At 66.5% G+C, this 19,469-nt stretch carries 13 protein-coding genes; 6 read left to right on the top strand and 7 right to left on the bottom strand.

The genetic code is table 11. The annotated features are described in order from the left end of the window. The first annotated feature begins 22 nt into the window (after positions 1-22). From AC5O77_RS09705 to AC5O77_RS09695, 3 genes are all read left to right on the top strand, one after another. Positions 23-880, top strand: a complete 858-nt coding sequence (locus tag AC5O77_RS09705; RefSeq protein WP_478057729.1) for an XAC2610-related protein — start codon at positions 23-25, stop codon at positions 878-880. Positions 881-1,012: 132 nt separating this feature from the next. Further along, positions 1,013-2,731 (top strand): thiamine pyrophosphate-dependent enzyme, encoded by a 1,719-nt coding sequence (locus AC5O77_RS09700; protein WP_478057730.1) that lies wholly within the window; start codon positions 1,013-1,015, stop codon positions 2,729-2,731. A 664-nt stretch (positions 2,732-3,395) separates the two neighbouring features. Continuing rightward, positions 3,396-5,000, top strand: a complete 1,605-nt coding sequence (locus AC5O77_RS09695) for a SulP family inorganic anion transporter (RefSeq protein WP_032128551.1) — start codon at positions 3,396-3,398, stop codon at positions 4,998-5,000. Between the two features lie 79 nt (positions 5,001-5,079). Here AC5O77_RS09695 and AC5O77_RS09690 read toward each other — a convergent pair whose 3' ends face one another. Both AC5O77_RS09690 and AC5O77_RS09685 read right to left on the bottom strand, forming a co-directional pair. After that, on the bottom strand, positions 5,080-5,790 hold the full coding sequence (locus tag AC5O77_RS09690; RefSeq protein ID WP_032128550.1) for a glutathione S-transferase: 711 nt from the start codon (positions 5,788-5,790) through the stop codon (positions 5,080-5,082). A 95-nt stretch (positions 5,791-5,885) separates the two neighbouring features. Further along, positions 5,886-6,377 (bottom strand): hypothetical protein, encoded by a 492-nt coding sequence (locus AC5O77_RS09685; protein ID WP_049422957.1) that lies wholly within the window; start codon positions 6,375-6,377, stop codon positions 5,886-5,888. A gap of 154 nt (positions 6,378-6,531) precedes the next feature. Here AC5O77_RS09685 and AC5O77_RS09680 point away from each other — a divergent pair, with 154 nt between their 5' ends. Together AC5O77_RS09680 and clpB are read left to right on the top strand one after the other, a co-directional pair. Next, complete coding sequence (locus tag AC5O77_RS09680; RefSeq protein WP_494506744.1) at positions 6,532-7,353, top strand: DUF3014 domain-containing protein; 822 nt, start codon at positions 6,532-6,534, stop codon at positions 7,351-7,353. A gap of 181 nt (positions 7,354-7,534) precedes the next feature. Next, complete coding sequence (gene clpB, locus AC5O77_RS09675) at positions 7,535-10,120, top strand: ATP-dependent chaperone ClpB (RefSeq protein WP_494506743.1); 2,586 nt, start codon at positions 7,535-7,537, stop codon at positions 10,118-10,120. A 72-nt stretch (positions 10,121-10,192) separates the two neighbouring features. On the opposite strand, the gene AC5O77_RS09670 is transcribed toward clpB, so the two are convergent. From AC5O77_RS09670 to AC5O77_RS09660, 3 genes are all read right to left on the bottom strand, one after another. Then, positions 10,193-10,993 (bottom strand): MipA/OmpV family protein, encoded by an 801-nt coding sequence (locus AC5O77_RS09670; protein WP_494506742.1) that lies wholly within the window; start codon positions 10,991-10,993, stop codon positions 10,193-10,195. Positions 10,994-11,133: 140 nt separating this feature from the next. Beyond that, on the bottom strand, positions 11,134-12,429 hold the full coding sequence (locus AC5O77_RS09665) for an ATP-binding protein (RefSeq protein WP_494506741.1): 1,296 nt from the start codon (positions 12,427-12,429) through the stop codon (positions 11,134-11,136). Then, positions 12,426-13,163, bottom strand: coding sequence for a winged helix-turn-helix domain-containing protein (locus AC5O77_RS09660; RefSeq protein WP_494506740.1), 738 nt, complete (start codon positions 13,161-13,163; stop codon positions 12,426-12,428). Before AC5O77_RS09660 ends, AC5O77_RS09665 begins: the two co-directional genes overlap by 4 nt. Positions 13,164-13,344: 181 nt before the next feature. On the opposite strand from AC5O77_RS09660, the gene AC5O77_RS09655 reads away from it, so the two are divergent. Next, positions 13,345-14,631, top strand: a complete 1,287-nt coding sequence (locus AC5O77_RS09655; RefSeq protein ID WP_032128543.1) for an O-acetylhomoserine aminocarboxypropyltransferase/cysteine synthase family protein — start codon at positions 13,345-13,347, stop codon at positions 14,629-14,631. Between the two features lie 394 nt (positions 14,632-15,025). Here AC5O77_RS09655 and ybaL read toward each other — a convergent pair whose 3' ends face one another. Then, positions 15,026-16,723, bottom strand: a complete 1,698-nt coding sequence (gene ybaL / locus AC5O77_RS09650) for a YbaL family putative K(+) efflux transporter (protein WP_107431474.1) — start codon at positions 16,721-16,723, stop codon at positions 15,026-15,028. Between the two features lie 254 nt (positions 16,724-16,977). Further along, a complete protein-coding gene (locus tag AC5O77_RS09645) occupies positions 16,978-19,365 on the bottom strand; it encodes a TonB-dependent receptor plug domain-containing protein (protein WP_032128541.1) in 2,388 nt (795 codons plus the stop codon). Positions 19,366-19,469 lie beyond the last annotated feature (104 nt).

The following is a 19,469-nucleotide window of genomic DNA, read 5'->3' as shown; positions in this document are numbered from 1 at the left end:
CGCGGTGCCGCAGGGAGCAATGATGAACTACAGGGAATGCCTGCTGGGCCTAGTATTGGCAGGTGTGCTGGCACCGACGGCGCAGGCGCGTGGGGATGATAGCGAAACGCTACGCTTCCAGGTGGCCGCGCATGTGCAGGCGCATGCCGATCCCCAGCAGGACGGCAGCATCGCAGTGCAGCTGTCACCGTCAGGCAAGCGCCAGACGCTGGCGGGTGCGGCGGATGCCGATGGCAATTCGCGCTGGTCGCTGGAAGACGTCGATTTCGATGGCTACCCGGAACTGGTTGCGCGTGCCTCGGTGGGCATGGTCAACGAAGCGGTGACGGTGTACCGCTTCGACCCGGCCAGTGCCGGGTTCCGCGCGCTGCAGGCCGACACCCACGGCAAGGACAGCTGCGGTGACCTGATGGGGTTGAGCGTGGATGCTGCCACTCGAACCCTGACCAGCAGCTGCCGTAGCGGCCCGATGTGGTACGCCGACCAGTACCGGTTTGCAGGTGCGAAGCTCTATCTCTACCGCAGCGAGAGCGTGCTGATGCTGGGCGACACGGTGAACGCCGCGTTGCAATGGGAACAGAGCGACGAGCAGGGCCCATTGGCGGTCTGGCGTACCTATGATCCCGCCGGTCGTGTGCTGGAGACCGCCATCGCTGATGGCCTGGGCGCACCGCCGGATGGGCCGCTGCGTGGCCAGCAGGCCACCGTGGTGCCAGCGCGGTTGTTCCTGTTCGACCGACCCGGCGCATCCAGCACCAAGCGTTACCTGGTACAGGGCGACCGTGTGGAAATGCTGGATGAACAGGATGGCTGGATGAAGCTGCGCTACCGCAACCCGAAGCAGGGCGCGGTGGTGGGCTGGATCAACGTCAACGATTGAAGAAAAAAGGGGACGGAGGGAATTAAGTCGTTTGTGCCGTTAACGACTTAATTCCCTCCGTCCCCTTTTTTTGCGGAAGCATCACTTCATCAGGTCTAGCCTCGGACGTTCCCCCGTTCGAGGATGTATCCGATGAGCAAGCGCGTGGCAGAAATCGTGGTGGACGCCCTGCAGCAGGCCGGTGTCCGCCGTTGCTACGGCATCGTGGGCGATACGCTCAATCATGTGACCGATGCGATGCATGGCAGTGACATCGCCTGGGTGCATGTGCGGCATGAGGAAGTGGCCGCATTCGCCGCAGGCGCGGATTCGCTGGTCAGCGGCCAGTTGACGGCGTGTGCTGGCTCCTGCGGCCCGGGAGGCCTGCATTTCATCAATGGCATCTTCGAGAGCAATCGCAACCGCGCGCCGATGGTGCTGATCGCCAGCCAGATCGTCACCAGCGAGCTGGGCATGGAGTTTCCGCAGGAAGTGGACTTCAAGGCGGTGTATGGCAGCTGCACGGTGTTCTGCGAACAGGTGCACAGCGCCGAACAGGCGCGTCGCGTGGTGGCGTTGGCCTGCCAGGCCGCGATCAGCCGTCGCGGCGTCGCCGTAGTGATCCTGCCGGCTGACATCAGCGAGGCCGAGGTGAAGCACGATGTGCCGTTCTCGGTGCACTACACCCAGCCGGTGCTGCGCCCCTCCGACGCGGAACTGCAGCGTGTCGCCGAGTTGTTGGGGCAGGGCAAGCGCATTGGTGTCTACGCTGGTGCCGGTTGCCAGGGCGCGCACGCGCAACTGCTGGAACTGGCCCGGCGCCTGCAGGCGCCGGTGGCGCATACCTCGCGCGCCAAGGATTTCGTCGAGCCGGACAACCCGTACAACATGGGCATGACCGGCATCTTCGGCATCGAATCCGGCTTCCACACGCTGATGGAATGCGACACGCTGCTGCTGCTCGGCGCCGACTTCGCCTGGGGCCAGTTCTACCCGGACAAGGCCACCATCATCCAGGTCGACCGCGATGGCAGCCACCTCGGCCGCCGCCATCCGGTGAACCTTGGCGTGGTCGGTGATATCGCGCCGACGCTGGACGCCTTGCTGCCGATGCTGCCGCCGCGCGAGGACAGCAGTTTCCTGGACGAGTGCATCGAGCGCCGTGACAAGGCACTGAAGAAGCGCGAGAAGGAAGAGCAGCCCGGTGAGGGCGAGCTGATCCATCCGCAGCACCTGACCGCGCTGCTGTCGAAGTACGCCACCGATGATGCACTGTTCACCGCCGACGGAGGCTCGCCGATGGTGTGGGTGTTGCGCCACATCCGTGTCAACGGCCGCCGCCGCACGCTGACCAGCTTGCTGCACGGCACGATGGCCAACGCGATGCCACAGGCACTGGGCCTGCAGAAGGCGTTCCCGGGTCGGCAGGTGATCTCGCTGTCCGGCGATGGTGGCCTGGCGATGCTGTTGGGCGATCTGTTGACGGCCGTGCAGGAAAACCTGCCGATCAAGGTGGTGGTGTTCAACAACGGCTCGCTGAACTTCGTCGAGCTGGAGCAGAAGGTGGAAGGCCTTCTGGACAACTACACCGACCTGAAGAACCCGGACTTCGGCCGCCTGGCCGAGGTGATCGGCTTCCACGGCCGCACCGTGACCCGCAGCGAGGATCTGGAGGAAGCGGTGCAGGACTTCCTGGCCCAACGCGGCCCGGCGCTGCTGGACGTGCATACCAGCCGCGCCGAGCTGGTGATGCCGCCGCAGATCGAGGCGAAGCAGGTGGCCGGTACGGCGCTTTACGCCGCCAAGGCCGTGTTGAACGGCCGCTTCGACGACGTGAAGCATCTGCTGGTGGACAACTTCCTGAAGAAGTAGGGGGTTGGTCGATGCAGGGCTGCGCCCTGCACCCGCTACGAGCCAGAGCCAGAGCAGAAGCTGGTTTACTGAGGGATGGCGGGGTGGGTCCGGTTGCGGGGGACGCTGCAAGTACATCCATGTAAGCTCGGTCGCGGCATCCATGCCGCGGACACCCCCGCAACCGGACCCACCCCGCCTTCGACAGATCATCGCTGCTGTTGGTAGGTGTCGACCTTGGTCGACACAGTAGATCCACGCCATGCGTGGATAACGCAGGAATGACCGGAATGATCTTCCGTAGAGCCGAGCCATGCGCGGCTCGGAGGCTTCGCGTACAGCAGCCGAGCATGGGCTCGGCGTAACAACGAGAGCCTGCCTTTGCTTTTGATCTTTTGATTCTCTTCCGTGGCTGGCACGCGCAGGAAACTGTCAGGGGCCGTTCGGGATGGGCTGCGCAGGACCGTTGGCGCCATGGATGGCGCCATCGAGCCCCCAGGGACGGGTTTACGGCGTGTCCTGCGCAGCCCATCCCGACCGGCCCAACCCAGAAATCGCTGTCCGCGACCAACCTCCAGCCACGAGGGGCCCCGCCGTTGGCTGGAACCCATCATTCCACGACGGAATTGGCGCCCGGGCCCCGCTGGGCCTACCATCGGCGGTCCCCACCCCCACCGCCCCTTCCATGTCCGCTCCCGCTTCCGCCGCACCGCGTCGCTGGTTCGTCGCCGGCGACTTCAACGGCTTCTTCGGCCTGGTCGTCGACAACCTCTCCATCCTCGGCTTCATCGCCATGGCCCTGGTCGGGATCTTCCAGTTCCCCGCCGACGTGGTGTTCGGCCGCATGTTCCCCGGCACCGCCTTCGGCGTGCTGGTCGGCAACCTGCTGTACACCCTGATGGCACGCCGGCTGGCCGCGCGTACCGGCCGCGACGATGTCACCGCCATGCCGCTCGGCCTGGATGCACCGACCAGCATCGGCATGGCGTTGCTGGTGCTCGGTCCGGCCTTCATCGCCTTCAAGCAGCAGGGCATGGACCCGCACGCGGCGGGCATCGCCACCTGGCAGCTGGGCATGGCCGCGCTGGTGATCATGGGCGTGCTCAAGTTCGTGCTGTCATTCTTTGGTGAAGCGGTCACCCGCGCGCTGCCGCGTGCTGCGCTGCTGGGTTCCATCGCCGGCATCGCGCTGGTGCTGATGGGCCTGCTGCCGTTGCTGGAAACGCTGCGCTCGCCGCTGGTCGGCTTCACCACGCTGGGCCTGCTGCTGTACGTGCTGATCGCCAAGGGCAAGCTGCCGGTGCGTGGCCCGGGCGTGCTGCTGGCCTTCGTGTTCGGCACCGTGCTGTATTACGGCCTTGGCCTGGCCGGGCTGGGCGCACCGGGCTTCCACGTGCCGGCGTGGGTGCCGCCGCAGGTGGTGCTGCCGCTGCCGACGCTGGGCTTCCTCGATGGCCTGCCTACCGCGATGACCTACCTGCCGCTGCTGCTGCCGTTCGGCCTGCTGATGGTGGTCGGCGGCATCAATGTGTCTGAAAGCGCGCGCGCGGCCGGTGACGACTACCGCACCCGCGACATCCTGCTGGTGGAAGCGGTGGCCACGCTGGTGGCCGGTGTCTGTGGTGGCGTGGCGCAGACCACGCCGTACATCGGCCAGCCGGCCTACAAGCACATGGGCGCGCGCAGCGGCTACACGCTGTTGACCGGCCTGTTCGTCGGCATCGGCGGCATGCTCGGCATCATCTCCGGGCTGGTGCAGTGGCTGCCGCTGGCGGTGCTGGCACCGATCATCGTGTACGTGGCCATCGACATCACCACCCAGGCCTTCCAGGCCACGCCGCGCCACCATACCGGCGCGATGGTGTTCGGTTTCCTGCCGTCGGTAGCGTACCTGCTGGCGATCAAGGCGCCGGGCTGGATCGCACCGGACCAGCTGCCGCAGCTGCTGACCAAGCTCGATGGCCACGGATTGCCTGAGCTGGCGGTGATCTTCACCCTCGGCAATGGCTTCATCATCACCTCAATGCTGTGGATCTCGGCGGTGGCGGCGATGGTGGATGGCCGCCTGCGCCGCGCCTGCGGCTTCCTGCTGGTGGCGGCGGTGCTGACCCTGTTCGGCCTGATCCACTCGGTGGACCCGCGCGGTGGCATCTACCTGCCGTGGGATCTGGACGGCCTGGCGCGCATCATCAGCTGGCAGTTCGCCGGCGCCTATGTGGCATTGGCGCTGCTGCTGGGCCTGCTGTCACTGCAGAAGCAGGCGGTGAAGCCGCTGGGTGAAAACAGCTGACCCCAGAGTAGTGCCGGCCGCTGGCCGGCATCCTCATGGACCTCGGACGTAGTGTGCAGCTGCCGGCCAGCGGCCGGCACTACCGCTCTCCATCCAGTTCCGGGTAGTGGCGGAAGATGCCGTTGGTGTTGAACGGCAATCGCCGTTCCGAGTCCAGATAGGAGGCAATGTTGGGTCGTTTCGCCACCCGCTCCTGCAGCGCGCGCAGCAGGGGCAGGGTCGGTTCCAGTGCCTGCATGCGGCGTGGGAACATGTAGTTCAGCCCGCTCAGCAGCTGGAACAGCGACAGATCCACATACGAGTGCTCGCGCAGTGCATGGCGGCCACCGTTGGCCGCCAGCACCTGCTCGAAGTAGCTGAGGAACTTCGGTAGCCGTTCGCTGCGCAGCGACGCGGCACGTGCCTTGGCCTCGGTCTTCTGCTCTTCGTAGTACTTCGATGCAGCGATCGGATGGTGGGTGTCATGCACCTCGGCCACCAGGTCGGCGATGGTCAGCTGCAACTGCAGCGCCTGCATCCGCCGCGAGGCCGCCTGCGGCACCAGGTCCAGCGTCGGGCCCAGGAAATCCAGGATGGCCGCGACCTGCGCGATGACCTGGCGACCGGCCTTCAGGAACGGCGGCGCAAAGGGCTGCGCACCTTCACTGCTGCCATCGAGAAACGGCTGCATCACTGCATCGCCGTGCACCCGCGCCATGTCGATGTAGTCGGCACCGGCATCCTCCAGCGCCAGGCGCACGAACTCGCCACGGCCCTGGATGCCGGTCCAGTAATACAGCGCGTACTGCATGGCTGTGTCTCCACGGGACAGGATGCATAGCGTCGCGCTGCTCGCGCAAAGCGGGCGTGAGTGCAATGCCTACCTGGCGTTGGATGTCGGAGTGTTCAGGCCGATGGCGCGACGGTGATGATGTCGTGTTCATTGACGCTGCCAGCCAGCGTGTAGCGATATCCCTTGGCCAGGACTTCAACGTAGCTGTCATGTGCGGCAAGGATGAAAAGCTGCAGGTCGTGGACATTGCGGGGATCGTAGTGCGCGAGCAGTGCCGCCAGGCCAGGATCGTGGATGACCCGGTAGAAGCCGGGGAAAGGGCAGAGACCGGTTTGCCGCCAGTGCGCGGTTTCATCGGCTGGTCCGGTTTCCTCGAAGATCTCGCCGTGGCGCATCTCGTGAAAATTCCCGCCCCGGCAACGCGCTTCATGGACAAGTTCGAAATCCACCTGCAGTGAGCGGTAACGCATGCCCGGCTGCGCTGCATAGTCCTCCAGCGTCTGTGCCTCCACGTTCACCTGTGCGCTCGCGTTCTGCTCTCGATACACCAGTGTCAGGTCGAGCGTGCTGATGCGGAAAGGCACCGGTTCCGGGCGAAGCTCCATGGGTCGTTCGTCGAAGGGGCTGGACTGCTCATTGGGCCGCCCGTCGCACTGCGCTGTCAACGCGTTTCCCGAACCTTACCGGAACGGGTGGGGAACCCACGGAAATCAGCCGGGTCACACCTTCTCCATGCGTGTGAAAACGAGGTGCTGCATCATGCAGAGTGGAAAGGCGGTATGGCCCTGGGTGTTGGGCGTGGTGGTGATCGGCGGCGCGGGCGGTTGGCTGTTCCGCGATCAGCTGAAGGGCCTGGCAGACGGTGTTTCGGTGCCGGTGCAATCGCCCCCCGCCAGTACCGGCACACCGGCACAACCGAAGGCGGCTGCGGAACCCGCCCCAACACCACCCCCGATCAGGCATCCGCTGGATGCCGAGGCTGCGGCCGACCCTGCGTTGCCCAAGCTGGCTGACAGCGATGCGGCGGCCTGGGGCGCGCTGAGCCAGTTGTTCCAGGGCGAAGGGCCGCTGACCCTGCTGCTGCGCGATCATCTGATCCAGCGCCTGGTTACCCAGGTCGACAACCTGGACAAGCCCAGCGTGCCGCCGACCGCGCTGGCCGCGCGCCCGCTGCCGGGCAACCTGCAGGTCGAGCCGGGCGAAGGCGGTGAACGCATCGCCGCCAGCAATGCGGCGCGCTATGCGCCCTACGTGCAGGCATTTGCCGCGCTGGACCCGGCGGCAACGGCTACCGCCTACAAGCGCTTCTATCCGCTGATCCAGCAGGCTTACGTGGACCTTGGCCGGCCCGAGGGCTATTTCAACGACCGTCTGGTCACGGTGATCGACCACCTGCTGGAGACCCCGGAACTGGCCCAGGCGCCGCTGGTGCAGCGCGACGAACGGGGCCGCTATCGCTTCGTCGATCCCACCCTGCAGTCACGCTCGATCGGGCAGAAGGCCCTGCTGCGCATGGACCCGGCGCAGGCGCGGGCGGTCAAGCAGCAGCTGCGGGCGATCCGCAGCGCGATCACCCGCTGAGTCCCTCCACCGCGCGGAACTGATCGGGATCAACGCGCCGACCACACCCGTTCCGGCATGCTGGCCGCAGGCTGACTGGCCTCGGGGTGCAGTCGCAGTCACCCTTGAAACGGGGTGGGGCAACCGCATCTTTCCAGCATCGCCGGCGCGGGCCGGCCCTGATGACCGATGAGGATTCGCAATGCGGATGGACAAGCTCACCTCGCGTTTCCAGCAGGCGCTGGCAGACGCACAGTCGCTGGCCGTTGGCCGCGACAACAGCATCATCGAACCGGTTCACCTGTTCAGCGCGCTGCTGGACCAGCAGGGCGGCAGCACGCGCCCGCTGCTGGCCCAGGCCGGGGTGAACGTGCCGGTGCTGCGCGAGCGCCTGACCGAGGCGCTGGATGCACTGCCGAAGGTGTCCGGCCAGGCCGGCAACGTCTCGATGGGCAATGACCTGGGGCGCCTGCTGAACCAGACCGACAAGCTGGCCCAGCAGAACGGCGATGCCTTCATTGCCAGCGAGTGGTTCGTGCTGGCGGCGCTGGACGACGGCGGCACGCTGGGCATGGCGCTGCGCGCCGCCGGTGCCGACAAGACCCGCCTGCAGGCTGCGATCGACAAGCTGCGTGGCGGCGAGAACGTGCAGTCGGAGAACGCCGAGGAACAGCGGCAGGCGCTGGAGAAGTACACCATCGACCTGACCGCGCGTGCCGAGAGCGGCAAGCTCGACCCGGTGATCGGCCGAGACGAGGAGATCCGCCGCACCATCCAGGTGCTGCAGCGCCGGACCAAGAACAACCCGGTGCTGATCGGCGAACCCGGCGTGGGCAAGACCGCGATCGTGGAAGGGCTGGCCCAGCGCATCATCAACGACGAAGTGCCCGAAGGCCTGCGCGGCAAGCGCGTGCTGTCGCTGGACATGGGCGCGCTGATTGCCGGGGCCAAGTTCCGCGGCGAATTCGAGGAGCGCCTGAAGGGCGTGCTCAACGACCTGGCCAAGAACGAGGGCCAGATCATCCTGTTCATCGACGAACTGCACACCATGGTCGGCGCCGGCAAGGCCGATGGCGCGATGGATGCCGGCAACATGCTGAAGCCAGCGCTGGCACGCGGCGAGCTGCACTGCATCGGCGCCACCACGCTGGACGAATACCGCAAGTACATCGAGAAGGATGCTGCGCTGGAGCGTCGCTTCCAGAAGGTGTTCGTGGGCGAGCCGTCGGTGGAGGACACCATCGCGATCCTGCGCGGCCTGAAGGAAAAGTACGCGGTGCACCACGGCGTGGAGATCACCGATCCGGCCATCGTCGCGGCTGCGACGTTGTCCAACCGCTACATCACCGACCGCCAGCTGCCGGACAAGGCCATCGACCTGATGGACGAAGCCGCCTCGCGACTGCGCATGGAGATCGACTCCAAGCCGGAAGAGCTGGACCGCCTTGAGCGCCGGGTGATCCAGCTGAAGATCCAGCGCGAGATGCTGAAGAAGGAGAAGGACGAAGCCTCGCGGCAGCGCCTGGCCGACCTGGAAAACGACATCGACGGGCTGGAGCGCGAGTTCTCCGACCTCAATGAAATCTGGAAGTCGGAGAAGGCCGCGCTGCAGGGCGCGACCAAGATCAAGGAACAGGTCGAGCAGGCCAAGCTGGAGCTGGAGGCCGCGCAGCGCCGCCAGGATTTCGCCAAGATGAGCGAGATCCAGTACGGGCTGCTGCCGCAGCTGGAAAAGCAGCTGGCCGCGGCCCAGGAGGCCGAGCACAAGGACTTCAAGCTGGTGCAGGACCGCGTGACCGACGAGGAGATCGCCGAGGTCGTATCGCGCTGGACCGGCATCCCGGTCAACAAGATGCTCGAAGGCGAGCGCGACAAGCTGTTGCGCATGGAAGAGGTGCTGCACAACCGCGTGGTCGGCCAGGAAGAAGCGATCAAGGTCGTCTCCGATGCCGTGCGCCGTTCGCGTGCGGGCCTGTCCGATCCGAATCGCCCGGCCGGCTCGTTCCTGTTCCTCGGCCCGACCGGCGTCGGCAAGACCGAGCTGTGCAAGTCGCTGGCCGAGTTCCTGTTCGACAGTGCCGACGCGATGATCCGCATCGACATGAGCGAATTCATGGAGAAGCACAGCGTGGCCCGCCTGATCGGTGCGCCCCCGGGCTACGTCGGTTACGAAGAGGGTGGCTACCTGACCGAGGCCGTGCGTCGCCGTCCGTATTCGTTGATCCTGCTGGACGAAGTGGAGAAGGCGCATCCGGATGTGTTCAACATCCTGCTGCAGGTGCTGGACGATGGCCGCCTGACCGATGGCCAGGGCCGCACCGTGGACTTCCGCAACACCGTCATCGTGATGACCTCGAACCTGGGCTCGCACCAGATCCAGGACATGAGCGCTGATGACAGCCCGGAGGCCTACACGCAGATGAAGGCGGCGGTAATGGGCGTGGTGCAGGCGCACTTCCGCCCGGAGTTCATCAACCGCCTGGACGACATCGTGGTGTTCCACCCGCTGGACAAGCAGCAGATCAAGCAGATCGCGCGCATCCAGATGCGTGGGCTGGAAAAGCGCCTGGCCGAACGTGGTTTGAAGCTGCTGGTGTCCGATGCAGCGTTCGACCTGCTTGGCAACGTTGGTTTCGATCCGGTGTACGGCGCACGTCCGTTGAAGCGTGCGATCCAGGCGCAGCTGGAGAACCCGCTGGCGCAGAAGATCCTGTCCGGCGCCTTCGTCAACGGCGACACCATCGAAGTCGGCAACGACGGCGGCCACCTGGTGTTCGCCAAGGCGTGAGTCCATCGGGGCGCTGCCTGACCGCAGCGCCCCGTTTCCTGCGGAGTACGCCGGGCCATGCCCGGCGCTCACTCAGAAGCGGTGCGTATAGCCGCTCATCAAGCCGAACTGGTTCGCCTTCTGCACGATCGGGCTGTCGGCCGCATCGCCGAGCAGGCGCGTGCCTTCGGCCGAGATGTACCAGTTGCCATTGCGGCCCACGCGGTGGCTCCATTTCAGGCCAAGACCGGCGCTGACCAGCCCAGCCTTCGGCGTGTGCTGGGCAAAGCCGGAGCGCGCCGCCTGTTCCGGGCTGACGCCGTACCAGGTCTGCATGTAACCGCGATTGCCGTAGTCGGTGGAAACACTGCCGCTGACCACGCCACCGGCCAGGTCGAACAGCGGCATGCTCAGATTCAGATGGATCTGCTGGGTAGCCAGGCCGTTCTCGGCCTTGTCCTCGTCCTTGCGGGTGAACTGCCAGGAGCCGCTCAGCACGGCTTCGCCCAGCGTATAACCAGCGGTGAGACCGACCAGGGGACGGGTATCGATATCACCCATGCCGCGCAGGAAGTCCGAACCGCCGAGCAGGGAGTCCTTGTCGCGGCGGATGCCGCTGGCGCCGATGTAGGCACGCACGCGGGTGTGCTCGCCAATGGACGTGCCCCAGCCGATGCCACTGGTGCCCAGAAACCAGCCCCCCGGCGAGGTGACATCGAACGACAGCGACGGCGTCGCGCGGTATTCCTCGCTGCCGCTGTAGCGCGGCGTCACGCCACCACCAGCGGCGAGCTCGAAGGTCCAGTGGTCATCCTTGGCGTGGGCCATCGGCGCGGCGAACAGCGGCAGCAGGGCCAGGCAGAGCAGGGTGGGGGAACGGCGAAGCTGGGACATGGAATCTCTCGACAATGGGAGGAAAGCAGCGCGCGCATCCGGCGAGTGCTGCAGGGTCGCCAGCGTGGCGATATGCCGGCGACCGATCCCTCCGCAGTTGTGCGGGAGTTGTAATCAACTGTAATGGCGCCCGTGGGCGTTCAGCTGGCAGCCAGCGGCCAGTGCATTTCCAGGCGCGCGCCACCCAGCGTGGCGCGGCTGATGCGCAGCTCGCCACCGTGGCGGGCTGCAATGCGGTTGACGATGGCCAGGCCCAGCCCGAAGCCGCCGGTATCGCGGCTGCGGCTGTCATCCAGGCGGGTGAACGGGCGCATCACTTTTTCGTGGTCGGCCTCGGCGATGCCCGGGCCGTCGTCATCCACGCGCAGGCACGCGCGGCCGCCGACACCGACCAGCGACACTTCCACCTGCGAACGCGCGTGGCGCAGCGCATTGCCCACCAGATTGCTCAGCGCCAGCTGCAGCAGCCGCGGTTCGGCATCCACCCGCGGCAACGCACTGGGCTGCACGCGCAGGACCACGCCGGCTCGTTCGGCATCACGGCGTGCATCGGCTAGGCAGGCCTGCAGCCAGTCGTTGGCTTCAATGCGCTGCATCGGCTCGCCTTCGCCGGGATGCTCCAGACGCTCATAGGCCAGCAGTTCGCTGACCAGCCGGTTGAGTTCGGCCAGGTCGCCGTGCAGCCCCTGTGCCAGCCGTGTACGGCGTTCGTGATCGTCGCTGTCCTGCATCAGGTCCAGGCCGAAGGCCACGCGCGCGATGGGCGTGCGCAGTTCGTGCGATATGGCATGGGTGAGGTCGCGCTGGCGCTGCACCAGCTCGGCCACGCGCGCGGCCATGCGGTTGGAATGGTCGACGATGACGCGTATCTGCGAGCGTGGCGAAACCTGCGCGCGCGCCTGCAGATCGCCGGCGCCGATGCGGTCGGCGTGCACGCGCAGCGCGTCCAGATCGCGCCAGAGCAGGCGCACCCAGGCGTACAGGCACAGCCCGAACAGGGCCAGCATCACCGAATAGGCGATCAGGGTGAGATAGAGGGTCATCGACGGCTCGCCTGGCAAATGCAGGCGCAGCCAGGGGCCATCGGGATGCAGTGGATCAAGCGGCGCCAGTACGATCTCGAACTTCTGCCGGGAAATGAGCCCGTTGCGCTGCAGCTGTTCCTGTTCGCCGGCCGCGAGGGCCGGTGCTGACGGCAGCAGAGCCAATGCGATGCCATAGTGGGGTTGCCATTGCGCCAGCTGATCCTGCTGGGCGGCGGAGTCCTTTCCGTCCAACCCCTGCCGCAATGCATACAACTGGCCGCGCACCTGCTCTGCGAACACACGCTGCTGGAACGGCAGGTAGATGTGATCGAAGATCACGTTGATCAGCAGCAGGGTGATCAGGAAGCTCGCGCCGACCACCAGCCACAGGCGCAGAAACAGCCGCTTCATGCCGACCAGGACGAGGGATTGAACTGGTAGCCGCGGCCCCACACCGTCTTGATCCGCCGCGGTTCGCGCGCGTCATCGCCCAGCTTGCGGCGAAGCTTGCCGATGCTGACATCGACACTACGGTCCAGCCCGTCGAAGCCGATGCCGCGCACCGCCTGCAGGATCTGGTCACGCGAGAGAATCTGCCCCGGCTGGCTGGCCAGCAGCCACAGGATCTCGAATTCGGTGGTGCCCATGTCCACCGGCTGGCCGTGCAGATGCACCTCGCGCTGCATGCGGTCGATCAGCAGCTCGCCGTGCATCAGGCGGCAGGGGTTGCCGGTGTTGCTGCTGCCATGGCGGCGGCGCAGCAGGGCGCGCAGGCGGGCCAGCAGCAGGCGCGGCTCGATCGGCTTGTGCACATAGTCGTCGGCGCCCGATTCCAGGCCGAGCACCTGTTCGATGTCGTCCTCGCAGGCGGTCAGCATCAGGATCGGCACATCGGAGAAGCTGCGGATCTGCCGGCACACGTCTATGCCGCCGAGGCCGGGCAGCATCAGGTCCAGCACCACCAGTTCCGGCGCGTGCTGGCGGCAGGCCGCACCGGCGAGGTCGCCACGGGCCACATGCTGCACGGCGAAGCCATGTTCGTGCAGGTAGTCGCTGACCAGTTCGGCCAGGCGGCGGTCGTCCTCCACCAGCAGCACCGGGGTCGGCGAGCCGCTGGCGGCGGGTGTCCAGGGGGATGACTGCATGCGCTTGGGCCTCCGTGCCCGGGCAGGAGCGCCCGGTGGCGAAGCCTAGCAACGGCCCATGACGGCTGCCTGAATCGCGGCCAACCTGATAACCGGTGGTACTGGCGTCATCGCCAGCAGCTTTCAGCGCGTGGTTCTGGCTGGCCTATGGTGGCGGTTTCCCCGGATGGAGCCTGGCGCAATGAGCGACCCGCAGTGGCAACTGGAAACCCTGGCCGTGCATGGCGGCTACCGTCCCGACCCGACCACCCGCGCGGTGGCGGTGCCGATCTACCAGACGGTGGCGTATGCCTTCGATGACACCCAGCACGGCGCCGATCTGTTCGACCTGAAGGTGCCCGGCAACATCTACACCCGCATCATGAACCCCACCACCGACGTGCTGGAACAGCGCCTGGCCGCACTGGAGGGTGGCATCGGCGCGCTGGCACTGGCCTCGGGGCAGGCGGCGATCACCTATGCCATCCAGACCATTGCCGAGGCCGGTGACAACATCGTTGCCTCCAGTGCGCTGTATGGCGGCAGCCTCAACCTGCTGGCGCATACGCTGCCGCAGTACGGCATCCAGGCGCGCTTCGCCGACCCGGCCGATCCGTCCGCCTTCGCCGCGCTGATCGACGAACGCACCAAGGCGGTGTTCGTCGAATCGATCGGCAACCCGCGTGGCAACGTCACCGACATCGCCGCCATCGCCGAGGTCGCGCATGCCGCCGGCGTGCCGCTGATCGTCGACAACACCGTGGCCACCCCGTTCCTGTTGCGCCCGTTCGAGCACGGCGCCGACATCGTGGTGCATTCGCTGACCAAGTACCTCGGCGGCCACGGCAACAGCCTGGGCGGCGCGATCGTCGATTCCGGCCGCTTCGACTGGGCTGCACAACCCCAGCGCTTCGCGCGGCTCAACCAGCCCGACCCCAGCTACCACGGCGTGGTCTATACCGAAGCGCTGGGGCCAGCGGCCTACATCGGCCGCGCGCGGGTGGTGCCGCTGCGCAATACCGGCGCGGCGCTGTCACCGTTCAACGCGTTCCTGATCCTGCAGGGCATCGAAACCCTGGCGCTGCGCATGGAGCGCATCAACGCCAACGCGCTGGCTGTCGCGCAGTTCCTGAAGTCACACGCAAAGGTGGCCTGGGTGCGCTACGCCGGGCTGGCCGACGACCCCGAGCATGCCGCCGCGCAACGTTACCTGGGTGGGCACGGCTCCGGCGTACTGACCTTCGGCCTGCCGGGCGGCCGTGAAGCCGGCGCACGCTTCCTCGATGCACTGAAGCTGTTCACCCGCCTGGTCAACCTGGGCGACGCGAAGTCATTGGCCACCCATCCCGCCTCGACCACCCACCGCCAGCTGGATGCCGCCGAACTGGCCAAGGCCGGCGTCAGCGAGGACACCGTGCGGCTGTCGATCGGCATCGAGCATATCGGTGACCTGCGTGCCGACCTGGAGCAGGCCCTGGCTGGCGCCTGATAGCCGCACGCTTGGTCGTCATCGCCACAGGCGATCACCACCGGCACCGCGATGCGCTACGGTGGAACTGCCTCTCCAAGGCATGGCAACGTGGCGATCCAGATCCCCGGTCGATGCGGGTCGACCGGGGATTTTTTTGTTTCCCATGTACCGTTGGCTGGCATCCAACCCGGTAGATCCACGCCATGCGTGGATGTATCTCCATCGGAATCGAACGTTCCGACAGTTCATCGAACAGCATCCACGCGTGGCGTGGATCTACTGCAGATCGCAGAAATCTGTCGAGGGCGGACTCACCCCGCCATCCCACAGGAAGCTCGCCTTTGCTGTTGCTCTGGCTTTTGCTGTCGCTTCAGCAGGTGCAGGGCTGCAAGCCCTGCCGCACCCACACTCCTCACACCACCGGAATACTGTGCTGTCCCAGCCCGCGATACGGCGGCGTGGCCATCACCATCTCGGCCAGCGAATACGCCAGCTCGCGCTCTGCCATCACCGTGCCATCGGCACCGTGTTCCAGCAGATGCTTCACCTCCGCATCGCTGTGCGCACGCGCCAGCAGGGTCAGATCCGGATTGATCGCACGCAGCTTGGCCAGCGCCTCACCGGCTTCCAGCGGCTGAGGAATCGCCAGCACCGCAATCTTCGCGCGTTCCGGATGCGCTTCGGCCAGCACGCGGTCGGCAGCAGCACTACCACGGATCGCCGCCAGGCCCTTGGCGTGCGCCTGTTCGACGTGCTCCTTGTTGTCATCGATCACCAGCACCGGCACGCCACGATCGCGCAGCACCTGCGCCAGCTCGCTGCCGACCCGGCCGTAACCAATGACGATGGCATGGTCATGCAGGTCACGCGAGGGACCGGTGGCCTCTTCCGGCTCGGCGGCCTGGGGCGACTGCTCCTGCTTGGCCTGCCAACGGTCAAGCAGCCCGAACACCAGCGGGTTGAGCATGATCGACACCAGCGCACCGGCCAGCACCAGCGACTGGCCTTCCTTCGGCAGGATCTGCAGCGCGACGCCGAGGCCGGCGATGATGAAGGCGAACTCGCCGATCTGCGCCAGGCTGGCCGAGATGGTCAGCGCGGTGCTGGTCGGGTGGCCGAACGCACGCACGATGAAGAACGCGGCGGCCGACTTGCCGAACATGATGATCAGCACCGTGGCCAGCACCTGCCAAGGGTGCTGGACGAGGATGTTGGGGTCGAACAGCATGCCGACCGAGACGAAGAACAGCACCGCGAACGCATCGCGCAGCGGCAGCGAATCATGTGCGGCCTTGTGGCTCAGCTCCGATTCGTTGAGCAGCATGCCGGCGAAGAACGCGCCCAGCGCGAACGAGACGCCGAACAGCATCGCCGAGCCGAACGCCACGCCCAGCGCGATCGCCAGCACCGACAGGGTGAACAGTTCGCGCGAACCGGTGCCGGCGATACGTTCGAGGATCCACGGGATGACCCGGCGCCCGACCACCAGCATCACCGCCACGAACAGGCCCAGCTGCACGAAGGTCCAGCCGATGTCGGCCAGCACGCTGCCCAGCGAGTGCGATTCCTTGGCCGCATCGGGGCCGAACACACCGGCCATCACCGGCATCATCACCAGCGCCAGCACACAGGCCAGGTCTTCCACGATCAGCCAGCCGACCGCGATCTTGCCGCGCATGGTCTCCAGCAGGCGGCGCTCCTCCATCGCCCGCAGCAGTACCACGGTACTGGCGGTGGCCAGCGAGAAACCGAAGATGACGCCATGCAGGGCTGGCCAGCCCATCAGCGAGGCCACGCCCCAGCCGAGCAGGGTAGCGACCGCGATCTGGCCGATGGCACCGGGGATGGCGATGGCCTTGACCGCCATCAGGTCCTTCAGCGAGAAGTGCAGGCCGACGCCGAACATCAGCAGCATCACGCCCAGCTCGGCCAGCTGGTTGGCCAGCGCCTGGTCGGCGACGAAGCCGGGAGTGAACGGACCTACGCAGATGCCAGCAACCAGGTAACCGACCAAGGGAGACAAGCGGAGCTTGTTGGCCAGCGCGCCGAAGATGAAGGCGAGCCCGAGGCCAACGGCAACGATGTTGATCAGGTCGGTGTCATGGTGCATCGGCACTCGCAGGAAATCGGGGGGATGACCCGATTTTCACCTAATGCGCCAAATGCGGCAAACCCAGGGGCAAATCCCTTCCCGCAGGGAAGGCACCTGCCCCCTGGGTTTGCCGGAGCATTTCTCCTCTACCCCGCCTTCGGCGCGCCCCTTCAACAAGAAGGGGCTCTCCTCCAGATGCGGCGAGGGGATGCCGGCCAGCGGCCGGCACTACCAGAGCGGCGCTGGGTATGGCCCGGCGCTACCAATACCGCTTACCAGGTGTACTTGACCCGGCCGTACACGTACGCGCCGTTGAAGCCGAACGGCGAGTAGTTGCTGTACGGCAGCATGCCGAAGGTGGAGTTCTGCAGGTCTTCGGTGCGGTCCGGGTACTTGTCCAGCAGGTTGTCGGCGCCCACGGTCAGGGTCCAGTTGCTGCTCGGCTTGTAGCTGGCCGAGGCATCTACCACCCAGGCGTCGCCATAGGTCTGGTCGCGCAGTGCGGTGGCCGAGTTGCGCACGGTGAATTTGCCGTAGCGGGTCGCGGCCAGGCCCAGTTCCCAGTGGTCCGAACGCCAGGTGCCGCTCAGGATCGCCTTGTCGCGCGGATAGCTGTCCTCGATGCGGCCGATCTCATCGCGGCCGATCAGCGACTGGGTCAGGCCCAGCGTGCCGAACACCGCCGGGGTGCCGCCGACGCGGCGCACTTCGGTGTCGTTGTAGCTGTACGCGGCGGTCAGTTCCAGGCTGCTGGCGCTGAAGGGCACCGTGTAGCTGGACACGAAATCGACACCGCGGGTGCGCGTATCCAGGCCGTTGGTGAAGTACGAGAACGCGGTCACCTGCGGCAGGCCCAGCGTGCCCAGCAGCGCGCTGGTGGCGGTGTTGGTGGTGATGCTGGACGACAATGCGATGCGGTCATCGATGTCGATCTGGTAGGCGTCGACGGTGATGTACAGGCGGTCGACCGGCTGCAGCACCAGGCCCAGGCTGTAGGAGGTGGAGGTCTCGGCCTTCAGCGGCGAGGCGCCCAGCGCCTGCGCAGCCGGGCTGGTGGTGGGGAAGGTGCCGCGCTCGACGAACACGCCGTTGAGGAACTGGCTGGTGACCGCCTGGTAGCCCTGCTGCGCCAGCGACGGTGCACGGAATCCGCTGGACGCGGTGGCCCGCAGCGCAACCTTGTCGGTGAACGCGTAGCGCGCCGACAGCTTGCCGGAGAAGCGGTCGCCGAAGTCCGAGTAATCCTCGTAGCGGCCGGTGATGCCGGCCGAGAACTTCTCGGTCAGGTCCGCTTCCAGACCCGCATAGACCGCGTAGTTGTGGCGGTCGGCATGCACTTCATTGGTGGGGGTGAAGCCACCGAAGCCCTGCGCGCCACTGCCGGTGTACGAGTTCAGCTCGCCCGGCTTCTGGTCCCACTTCTCCTTGCGGTATTCACCACCGAAGGACAGCGTGACCGGGTAGGCCAGGCCCCAGTCCAGCGACTTGGTCAGGTCGGCGTTGAAGATGTCCTGCTGGTACTTCAGCGTGCCGTCGTAGAACGAGCGCGGGCTGGTTGCGCCGAGGCTGTAGTTGATGCTGTTGCGGGTGTGGAAGTCGAGGGTGTTCTCGCCGTGGTTCAGGCTCAGGTCCCAGGTCCAGCCGTTGTCGGTGTTGCCCTTGACCCCGGCCACCAGCGAGCGGTCCTTGGAGTACTGGTTGATCTCCGGCACGAAGCCGTCCGGGTAGGTCTGCGCCAGCAGCGCGCTCTGCCCGCTGTGGTTGCGCGAGCGGTAGAACGCGAACGAGGTGATGTCGCGGTTGCTGAGCAGCGCGCTGGCGTAGCCGGTCACGCGGTCGCTGAAATCGAAGCTGGCGTTGACCGAAGCCGCAGTCGCATCCACGCGCGGGTCGCCGACGATGAAAGTCTTCTGGCCGATGCTCGGGAAGTTGCCGGTGTTCGGGGTGGTGCCGCGGTACGGGCCGGCGCGGTTGCTTTCGTCCTGCTGGCTGATCTGGCCAGCCACGTGCACGCGGCCACGGCCGTTGCCGAACTCGACGCCGGTATCGCCGGAGAGCTGGTACTTGTTGCCGTCACCGGCCGAGTACTGGCCGTAGTCCACCGCCAGGCTGCCGCCACTGCCGCTGCCCTTGAGCACGATGTTGATGACGCCGGCGATGGCGTCCGAGCCGTACTGCGCCGACGCACCGTCGCGCAGCACTTCCACGCGTTCGATGGCGGCGATCGGGATCGCATTGATGTCCACTGCCGACGAACCACGGCCGATGCTGCCGTTGACGTTGATCATCGCCGAGGTGTGGCGGCGCTTGCCGTCGACCAGCACCAGCACCTGGTCCGGTGACAGGCCGCGCAGCTGCGCCGGGCGCACACCGCTGGTGCCATCGGTCAGCGCCGGGCGCGGGAAGTTCAGCGAGGGCAGGGCGCGCGACAGGGCGGTGGCCAGCTCGCTGGTGCCGGTGGACTGCAGGGCTTCGGGGGTGATGATGTCGATCGGCGACTGCGATTCGGCCACCGTGCGGTCGGCCACGCGGGTGCCGGTGACGATCACCGTGTCCAGGGTGTTGGCGGCGGTGCCGGCCTGCTGGGCAGCGGCAACGAACGGAGAGCCACCGAGTGCGACAGCGACGGCGGCGGCGATCAGGCTGGTCTTGCGGGTCATCGGGACGGAGCTCCGGTTGGCGGGGGCGGCACCGGAATCGACATCACGGGGGTGAGGCGGACGGCGGTTGTTGCGGTGCGCAAAGCAGGAATTAACGGGATATT

The sequence above is a fragment of the Stenotrophomonas sp. INTA L402-1 genome (assembly GCF_059295135.1).
Note: the sequence above shows the minus strand (reverse complement) of the source record. Positions and strands in the feature narration are given on the sequence as shown.